The organism is Streptomyces apricus, assembly GCF_008369065.1.
Lineage (GTDB): Bacteria > Actinomycetota > Actinomycetes > Streptomycetales > Streptomycetaceae > Streptomyces > Streptomyces apricus.
The window spans coordinates 486,487-494,748 of record NZ_VDFC01000040.1; the positions used below are offsets into that span (position 1 = coordinate 486,487).

The 8,262-nt window shown below is 72.1% G+C and carries 8 protein-coding genes and 2 pseudogenes; 6 read left to right on the forward strand and 4 right to left on the reverse strand.

The window, feature by feature from the left end; translation table 11 throughout:
• Positions 1-181: pseudogene (locus tag FGF04_RS41070) on the reverse strand (SigE family RNA polymerase sigma factor); the annotation flags it as partial.
• 350 nt (positions 182-531) lie between these two features.
• Between FGF04_RS41070 and afsQ1 the strand changes: the two are divergent.
• The 5 genes from afsQ1 (at position 532) to FGF04_RS15140 (ending at position 4,619) form a co-directional block, all read left to right on the forward strand.
• Positions 532-1,209, forward strand: a complete 678-nt coding sequence (gene afsQ1, locus FGF04_RS15120) for a two-component system response regulator AfsQ1 (RefSeq protein WP_099505496.1) — start codon at positions 532-534, stop codon at positions 1,207-1,209.
• Positions 1,210-1,259: 50 nt separating this feature from the next.
• Positions 1,260-2,924: a sensor histidine kinase gene (locus tag FGF04_RS15125; RefSeq protein WP_149512285.1), complete on the forward strand. Its 1,665-nt coding sequence runs from the start codon at positions 1,260-1,262 to the stop codon at positions 2,922-2,924.
• Positions 2,924-3,577, forward strand: coding sequence for a hypothetical protein (locus FGF04_RS15130; RefSeq protein ID WP_408055622.1), 654 nt, complete (start codon positions 2,924-2,926; stop codon positions 3,575-3,577). Before FGF04_RS15125 ends, FGF04_RS15130 begins: the two co-directional genes overlap by 1 nt.
• A gap of 169 nt (positions 3,578-3,746) precedes the next feature.
• The gene (locus FGF04_RS15135; protein ID WP_149511818.1) at positions 3,747-4,313 is read left to right on the forward strand and encodes a VanZ family protein; all 567 of its coding nucleotides are present in this window, start codon (positions 3,747-3,749) and stop codon (positions 4,311-4,313) included.
• A 102-nt stretch (positions 4,314-4,415) separates the two neighbouring features.
• Positions 4,416-4,619 carry a PspC domain-containing protein gene (locus FGF04_RS15140; RefSeq protein WP_149511819.1) on the forward strand — a complete coding sequence of 68 codons (204 nt, stop codon included), beginning with the start codon at positions 4,416-4,418 and terminating at the stop codon, positions 4,617-4,619.
• Positions 4,620-4,709: 90 nt separating this feature from the next.
• On the opposite strand, the gene FGF04_RS15145 is transcribed toward FGF04_RS15140, so the two are convergent.
• The 3 genes from FGF04_RS15145 to FGF04_RS15155 form a co-directional block, all read right to left on the reverse strand.
• Positions 4,710-5,060, reverse strand: a complete 351-nt coding sequence (locus FGF04_RS15145) for an ATP-binding protein (RefSeq protein WP_149511820.1) — start codon at positions 5,058-5,060, stop codon at positions 4,710-4,712.
• Between the two features lie 125 nt (positions 5,061-5,185).
• Complete coding sequence (locus FGF04_RS15150) at positions 5,186-6,340, reverse strand: adenosine deaminase (protein ID WP_149511821.1); 1,155 nt, start codon at positions 6,338-6,340, stop codon at positions 5,186-5,188.
• Positions 6,341-6,498: 158 nt separating this feature from the next.
• The gene (locus tag FGF04_RS15155; protein ID WP_149511822.1) at positions 6,499-7,719 is read right to left on the reverse strand and encodes an RNA-guided endonuclease InsQ/TnpB family protein; all 1,221 of its coding nucleotides are present in this window, start codon (positions 7,717-7,719) and stop codon (positions 6,499-6,501) included.
• 196 nt (positions 7,720-7,915) lie between these two features.
• Here FGF04_RS15155 and FGF04_RS15160 point away from each other — a divergent pair.
• Positions 7,916-8,262: pseudogene (locus FGF04_RS15160) on the forward strand (alpha/beta hydrolase); the annotation flags it as partial.

The following is an 8,262-nucleotide window of genomic DNA, read 5'->3' on the forward strand; positions in this document are numbered from 1 at the left end:
CCCCCGTACCGCTTCCCCCCGCATGTGCGTCAACCACCGTCATGTACGACCCGGTGTGCTGACGCCCGGTGCCGCGAGCGCACCCCCGCCCGCTCACGGCACCGGACTTCTCGGTGCTCCTCGTGACGTCGTGGAGCCGCGTGACAACTGCGCCAGTGCTGGTGCTGTGCAGCGTGTTCATCTCGCGCCCCCCGTCGTGGAGTTCCGGTTCTCCGGTACTTGCTGTGGTGCTTCCTTGCCTGTGCCGAGAAGCTTGCCGGGACCACTTCATGACGGTGTCCGCCGACTGTCACAGGCCTGTCACAGGGGTCCGGAGGGCCTTGGGCCGGGCCGCCCACCGGCCGATGAGGGGCCGGTGACGGGCAGGTCACCCCCCGGTCACCGGCCGATCACGCAGAGCGCCGTACGGCTACGCATCCGGCACGGCCGGCGCACGCTCGGCACCCACCGGGCACCCGCTCGTGCGCGGGACATGTGCGGGAGCGCTCCAACAGTCGATACCCGCCCATGTCATGGGACAGAATGACGTCTGTGCCTTCCCTGTTGCTGATCGAGGACGACGACGCCATCCGGACGGCCCTGGAGCTCTCTTTGACGCGCCAGGGTCACCGGGTGGCCACCGCTGCCACCGGCGAGGACGGTCTGAAGCTGTTGCGCGAGCAGCGGCCCGATCTGATCGTGCTCGACGTGATGCTGCCAGGCATCGACGGATTCGAGGTGTGCCGGCGCATCCGGCGGACGGACCAGCTGCCGATCATCCTGCTGACCGCGCGCAGCGACGACATCGACGTCGTGGTCGGACTGGAGTCCGGCGCCGACGACTACGTGGTCAAGCCCGTGCAGGGACGGGTGCTCGACGCCCGGATCCGGGCCGTGCTGCGGCGCGGCGAGCGCGAGGCGAACGACTCGGCGACCTTCGGTTCGCTGGTGATCGACCGTGCCGCGATGACCGTGACGAAGAACGGCGAGGACCTGCAGCTCACCCCGACCGAGCTGCGGCTGCTCCTGGAGCTGAGCCGGCGGCCCGGACAGGCCCTGTCGCGCCAGCAGCTGCTGCGGCTGGTGTGGGAGCACGACTACCTCGGCGACTCGCGGCTCGTCGACGCGTGCGTGCAGCGGCTGCGCGCCAAGGTGGAGGACGTGCCGTCCTCGCCGACCCTGATCCGTACCGTGCGCGGCGTCGGCTACCGGCTGGACAACCCTCAGTGACCGAACCGCAGGACAAGCCCCGCGGCTGGGCCGCCGCCCGGCGGGCGGTCATGGCGGGGATCCGCTTCACCAGTCTGCGGCTGCGCCTGGTCGTGGTGTTCGGGCTGGTCGCGCTGACCGCCGCGGTCTCGGCGTCCGGGATCGCGTACTGGCTCAACCGCGAGGCCGTCCTCACCCGTACGCAGGACGCGGTGCTCGGCGACTTCCAGCAGGCGATGCAGACCCGCGCCAGCACGCTGCGCCAGCACCCCTCGCAGGGTGAACTGCAGCGCGCCGCCGGGCAGATGGCCAACAGCAGCCAGCGCTTCAGCGTGCTGCTGATCGCCGAGGACGAGAACGGGAAGACCGTCCGCGGCAACTCCGACCTGGACACCTTCACGCTGGACGACGTACCGCGCTCCCTCCAGCAGGCGGTGAACAAGGAACAGAAGATCTCCTCGAACAACAAGTACGCCTACCACCTGTACTGGCAGCGCACCGTGCAGGGCGACAAGCCGTACCTGGTGGGCGGCGCGAAGGTGATCGGCGGCGGGCCGACCGGGTACATGCTCAAGTCGCTGGAACCGGAGGCCAAGGACCTCAACTCGCTGGCCTGGTCGCTGGGGATCGCGACCGGGCTCGCGCTGATCGGCTCGGCGCTGCTGGCGCAGGCCGCCGCGACGACCGTGCTGAAGCCGGTGCACCGCCTCGGCATCGCGGCGCGGCGGCTCGGCGAGGGCAAGCTCGACACCCGGCTGCGGGTCTCGGGCACGGACGAACTCGCGGACCTGTCGCGGACGTTCAACCGCACGGCGGAGTCGCTGGAGAAACGGGTCGAGGACATGAGCGCCCGCGAGCAGGCGTCCCGGCGGTTCGTGGCCGACATGTCGCACGAGCTGCGCACACCGCTGACCGCGATCACCGCGGTGACCGAGGTGCTGGAGGAGGAGCTCGACGCCGAGACCGGCAGCGTCGACCCGATGATCGAACCCGCCGTGCGGCTCGTCGTCAGCGAGACCCGGCGGCTGAACACCCTCGTGGAGAACCTGATGGAGGTCACCCGCTTCGACGCGGGCACCGCCCGGCTCGTCTCCGACACCGTCGACATCGCCGACCAGATCACCGCGTGCATCGACGCGCGCGCCTGGCTGGACGCGGTGGAACTGGACGCCCGGCGCGGCATCATGGCGCACGTCGACCCGCGCCGCCTGGACGTCATCCTGGCGAACCTGATCGGCAACGCCCTCAAGCACGGCGGCTCCCCGGTGTGCGTCCGCGTCCGCGAGGAGGGCGCCGACCTGGCGATCGAGGTTCAGGACAACGGCCCCGGCATCCCCGAGGACGTCCTGCCGCACGTCTTCGACCGCTTCTACAAGGCGAGCGCCTCCCGGCCGCGCTCGGAGGGCAGCGGGCTCGGCCTGTCCATCGCCCTGGAGAACGCCCACATCCACGGCGGCGGGATCACCGCCGCGAACGCGCCCGGGGGCGGCGCGGTCTTCACGCTGCGGCTGCCGCGCGACGCCTCCGAGCCGAAGGATCCGGAGGGCCCGGAGGAAACGGAGGGCCCGGAGCGCCGCGAGGGCCGCGAGGCCTCGGAGTCGGCGGGGGTCCCCGCGGCCGGGGACACCGGCCGCGCCGCGACCTCCGGCGGAGGCAGCGGCGGCAGCGGCAGCGGCAGCGGCAGCGGCAGCGGCAGCGGCAGCGGCAGGGCCGACCGTACCGAGGGGGGCGTCTGATGTCCGTACCGAACACGCGCGGCACCCGCCGCACCTGGGGCATAGGCATGGCGCGCGCCGCCCGGCTGGCGCTCGCCGTACCGCTCGTCGCCGTGGTGCTGGGCGGCTGCGGCATCCGGGCGACGGAGGTGCCGACGGACTTCGGCCCCGCGCCGTCCCGTGTGCCGTGCGCGCTGACCGGTCCCGACGTCGGCAAGCAGTCCTCGCGCGGCATCCTCGTCCAGGTCTTCCTCGTCTGCTCCTCGCAGCTCGCGCCGGTCGACCGGACCGTGCGCATCGGGACGGGGCCCGCCGGAACGGACCGGGTGCGCGCCGCGCAGGCGCTCCTCGACGAGCTCGCCGGCTCCCCGTCGGCCGCCGAGACGCAGGCGAACTACACGACGGCCGTCCCCCAGGACCTGACCGTGGCCGGCCCGCGGCCCGACGACCCGGGTGACGCGCTCCGGCTGAGCACCGCGCCGTCGGAGCTGTCCTCGTACGCCCTGGCGCAGGTCGTGTGCACCTTCAGCGACTCCGAGGCCGCCTCCGACGACGGCACGGTGACCCTGGGCGGCCCCGGCACGGACGCGGCGCGGCGCTACGAGTGCACGGAGGCCGTACGCACCCGGCCCGGCACCGAGACACCCCCGGCCACCCGGACCGACGAGGCCTGAAACCCCTACGGGACGGCGCGCCGCGGTTCCGGCGCGGTCCCACCGCGGTTCCCGCCGGGGTCCCACCGCGGTTCCGCCGCGGTCGGCCTGTGGCGCACACCTCACCCGTGCGGACCAAGCGCCGCCGTCACACGGAACCGATCCTGCCGGTGCCCGCGTCTTGGGGATCGTGCAGCGTCAAGGCTCCGACGGCGGAAGCGCCGTGATCCGCGTCCGTGCGGCGGGAGGTCTCCTCCTCGTCGCACATCTCGCGCTTGTCGCCTGGATCACGCTGCGGCCCCTGGACGTGCCCTGGGTGAGCGCCGCGAACCTGCGGCCGTTCGCGGGCATCCGGGCCGATCTGGCGATGGGTCCCGAGGCGGCGGCCCGCGCCCTCGGCAAGGGCCTGCTGCTGCTGGCCCCGCTCGGGGTGCTGCTCCCCCTGGTCGGCGGCCGGCTCTTCGTCTCCCCGCTGCTGTCCCTGCTGCGGACGGTCGCCGCCGGCGCGCTGCTGTCGCTGGGCATCGAGCTGCTGCAGACCGGGGTGCCGGGGCAGGTCGTGGACGTCGACTCGCTGCTGCTGAACACCGTGGGCGTGGCGCTGGCGCACCTCGCCTGCGTGCCCGCCGCGCGGGGCGCGCTGCGGCGCCGGGCCGAGACGCGCGACAGGGCGGCCGCGCTGCGGGGGCGCGAGGCCGCGGAGGAAGCGGCTCAGGGTCTGACCCCGACGATTCCCAGGGTCGGGATAGCTCCGTAGGGCGACGCGGACCACACCTTCGGGTCCGTAGTTTGGATGTCAGACGGGGCGGCCGGACCGGCGGTCCCGCACCCACCGACGACGCTCACGAAGGAGTCGCGAATGAACCGCCTCGCCCGCCCCACCGACGGCCGGATGCTCGGCGGAGTGTGCGCAGCGCTGGCCCGGCGCTTCGGCACCTCCGCGACCACGATGCGGGTGATCTTCCTGGTGTCCTGCCTGCTGCCGGGCCCGCAGTTCCTGCTCTACATAGCGCTGTGGATCCTCTTCCCCTCCGAGGGCAAGGCGACCCGCACGGCCTGGTGACCACGAGCGGTCACCCGCGAGCACGCCGATGGGGCGCACCCSKGCGSGGGTGCGCCCCATCGGCGCGTACGGGGATCGCGGGGGCCGGGGTCAGCCCAGCGGGATGCCGTTCACGGGGAGGCCGTGGGTGGGCAGGCCCTGGAGGGGGAGGCCGCCGAGCAGACCGGCGACGGGCGCGGTCGGGCCCTGGGCGACGAGGTCCGTGACGGCCGGCTGGGCGGCGGTGACGACGGTGCCGAGCACCCGCTGGCCGTTGTTGAGCGCCTCGCCGCCGCCGGGGAGCTTGTCGGTGACCCCGTCCGGCAGCGCGCTGGTGACGGCGCCGAGCGCCGGGGTGGCGTCCGGGGCCACGGGGGCGGCGTCGGCGGCACCGGCACCGGCGGCGGCGAAGGCGGCACCGAGAGCGGCGACACCGAGGGTCTTGGCAGCAGACTGCTTCATCTTCGTCCTTGCATGCTGTGACGGGGATTCGAGCGGTCCGAAACGGTAATCATGGACGAGCACACCCCGCAAACATCGAAAAGCGGCCGGGTCGCCCTCCCCCGACCGCTCCCCGCGTCTTTCCTTCAGCCTTCTCCACGCACAGAACCGCTGGTGGAGGCGGTCTGCTGGAACAGCCATTCGGACTTCAGCTCGGCATAACCGGGCTTGATCACGTCATTGATCATGGCCAGTCGTTCATCGAAAGGAATGAATGCTGATTTCATCGCATTGACTGTGAACCACTGCATGTCGTCGAGCGAATAGCCGAACGCGTCGACAAGGTGCTCGAATTCCCGGCTCATACTCGTGCCGGACATCAAACGATTATCTGTATTAACCGTGGCGCGGAAATGCAGCCGCCGCAGCAGCCCGATGGGGTGCTCGGCGTACGAGTCGGCGGCGCCCGTCTGCAGGTTGGAGCTGGGGCACAGCTCCAGCGGGATCCGCTTGTCCCGTACGTAGGAGGCGAGGCGGCCCAGCTCCACGGAGCCGTCCTCGCGCACCTGGATGTCGTCGATGATGCGGACGCCGTGGCCCAGCCGGTCGGCGCCGCACCACTGCAGCGCCTGCCAGATGGAGGGGAGCCCGAAGGCCTCGCCCGCGTGGATCGTGAAGTGGTTGTTCTCCCGCTTCAGGTACTCGAAGGCGTCCAGGTGGCGGGTGGGCGGGAACCCGGCCTCGGCGCCGGCGATGTCGAAGCCGACGACGCCCTGATCCCGGTAGGTGTTGGCGAGTTCGGCGATCTCCAGGGAGCGGGCCGCGTGCCGCATGGCGGTGAGCAGGGCGCCGACGCGGATGCGGTGACCGTTCTCGCGGGCCCGCCGCTCGCCCTCGCGGAAGCCCTCGTTGACGGCCTCGACGACCTCTTCGAGGGTGAGCCCGCCTTCGAGGTGCTGCTCGGGCGCGTACCGCACCTCCGCGTAGACGACGCCGTCCTCGGCGAGGTCCTCGGCGCACTCGGCGGCGACGCGGACCAGTGCGGCCCGGGTCTGCATGACGGCGCAGGTGTGCGCGAAGGTCTCCAGATACCGCTCCAGGGAACCGGAGTCGGCCGCTTCCCGGAACCAGATGCCGAGCTTGTCGGCGTCCGTCTCCGGCAGCCCCGCGTAACCGGCGTCCCGGGCGAGATCGACGACGGTCCCGGGGCGCAGCCCCCCGTCGAGGTGGTCGTGCAGCAGGACCTTCGGCGCCCGTCGGACCTGCTCCGGACTCGGGGTGTTCTCGGTCTGGCTCGTCATCTCCGCACTCTAACGCCTACGCGCGTAGACAGCCCGCCGCACGCTCCCGTCGATATGTAACGGTGACCGCGCGGACGGATGGCGTACACCATCACTTCTGACACTGTTCTGTCGTGACCCCACCCACCGCCGGAGCGGCGGGCTTCCTGCGCCGGTGGCTAGGCCGCGGCGCAGAGGGCCGGCCCGGCCCTGTCGAGGACGTTCAGAGCACCGACGCGATCCGCGTTCGCGGTGAATCCGCACGCCGTGCACATGAACCGTGCCTGAGTGACGCGGTTCTCCTTCGCCGCGTGTCCGCAGCCTCCGGCGGAGGGCGGGCAGGTGCGGGAGGTGTTGCGGGCGTCCACCGCGATCACTCGGCGAGCGGCACTCTCGGCCTTCTGCGCCAGGATCGACAGGAACTGCCCCCAACCCGCGTCGAGGATGCTGCGGTTGAGCCCGGCCTTCGCGGCGGCGCCGTTCGGCAGGAATGCGCCGGCCCGCTCCGGGTCGGGTCTGGGCCGGGGTGCGCGGGTCATGCCCGCGGTGTCGAGGCGTTCGTGTGCGACGGCGTCATGGTCGCGGATGAGTGTGCGGGCGGTCTTGTGGTGGAGGTCGAGGCGTTGCCGTCGGATCCTTGCATGGATCTTGGCGACCTTCCGGGCGGCGGCGCGGTGACGCTTGGTACGGCGCCGGCTGCGTCGGGGGAAGGTCGCCAGCTGCCGCTGTGCGGCGGCGAGTTCCTCGGCCGCCGCACGGAAGGGCCGGGGGTTGGTGACATGTCCGCCGTCCGAGGTGGTCAGGAAGTGCACGACCCCCATGTCGATGCCGACGGCGCTGCCGGTGGCCGGCAGGGGTTCGACGGGTACTTGGTCGCACGTGAGGACGACGTACCAGCGGCGGCCTTCCCGCTTGACGCCGATCGTCTTGACCCGGCCGCGCACGGACCGGTGCCGGTGCACCCGGACGTGCCCGATGCCCTGGAGGCGGACCCGGGTCCGCCCGTCGTACGGAGTGGAGTCCCAGCGGCAGCCGTCCCCGTCCCTGGGGAAGACGACGGTGTCGAAGTGTCCGATGCCCTTGAACCGGGGAAAGCCGGGCGTGCGACCGGATTCGACCCTTTTGAAGAAGGCGCGGAACGCCGTGTCCAGGCGGCGCAGGGTGGCTTGCTGCGAGGAGAAGGACCAGCGGCCCTGGCGTTCCGGGTCGAACGCCCGGACCTCCTTGAGCTGGGCGGACTGGTCGCCGTACCGGATGCTCGTCCTGGAGGTGTGCAGCCAGGCGTCGCGGCGCTCCTGCAGCGCCCCGTTGTAGAGGGAGCAGTGATCGGCCAGCATCGCCCGCAGCAGGCCCTGCTGGCCGGTGGTCGGCCGCAGGAGGAACTTGTAGGTGCGGATCACGCCTGTTCCTCCTCTCCTCCGAGATCCGGACGGTACCCCTTCGGCACACGATCACCGTACGAACGTGACAAGTCAGGTGCGGCAGAAAGGCATGACAGGTGAGCAGTGCAGATCCGTGCAGCAGTCCGGGACCGGAGCGGTCCGGGGAAGCCGTTCCCCGTTCCGCCGGGGCCGGGCGCCCCCTGGTCAGGTCCTGATGGCACAGCAAGCGACGCCGGTTCGTGCGGCACGGCTGGGGCGGGTGTTCGGTACGGAGCCGACGGCGGTGAGCGGTGTGGTGCTGCTGCTGCCGGGTGGGGAGGAGACCTCTGTCCGCAGGCCGTCGCCGATGCTGGCGGCCGCGTCCGTACGGGCGTTGGGGCGCAGGCTCGCCCGTACGGGGGCCGCGGAGGGGCTGGCGGTGCACGTGGTGCACTACCGCTACCGCGGGTGGAACGGGAGCGAGGCGCATCCGGCGCGGGACGCCGCGTGGGCCGCGGACGAGGTCGTGCGGCGGTACGGGGACGTGCCGGTGTGCCTGGCCGGGGTGGACATGGGCGGGCG

Coding starts and splice junctions, on each gene's coding strand:
- FGF04_RS15125 (WP_149512285.1), top strand. CDS start 1,260: ATGGCGGGGATCCGCTTCACCAGTCTGCGGCTGCGCCTGGTCGTGGTG.
- FGF04_RS15130 (WP_408055622.1), top strand. CDS start 2,924: ATGTCCGTACCGAACACGCGCGGCACCCGCCGCACCTGGGGCATAGGC.
- FGF04_RS15140 (WP_149511819.1), top strand. CDS start 4,416: ATGAACCGCCTCGCCCGCCCCACCGACGGCCGGATGCTCGGCGGAGTG.
- FGF04_RS15145 (WP_149511820.1), bottom strand. CDS start 5,060: ATGAAGCAGTCTGCTGCCAAGACCCTCGGTGTCGCCGCTCTCGGTGCC.
- FGF04_RS15150 (WP_149511821.1), bottom strand. CDS start 6,340: ATGACGAGCCAGACCGAGAACACCCCGAGTCCGGAGCAGGTCCGACGG.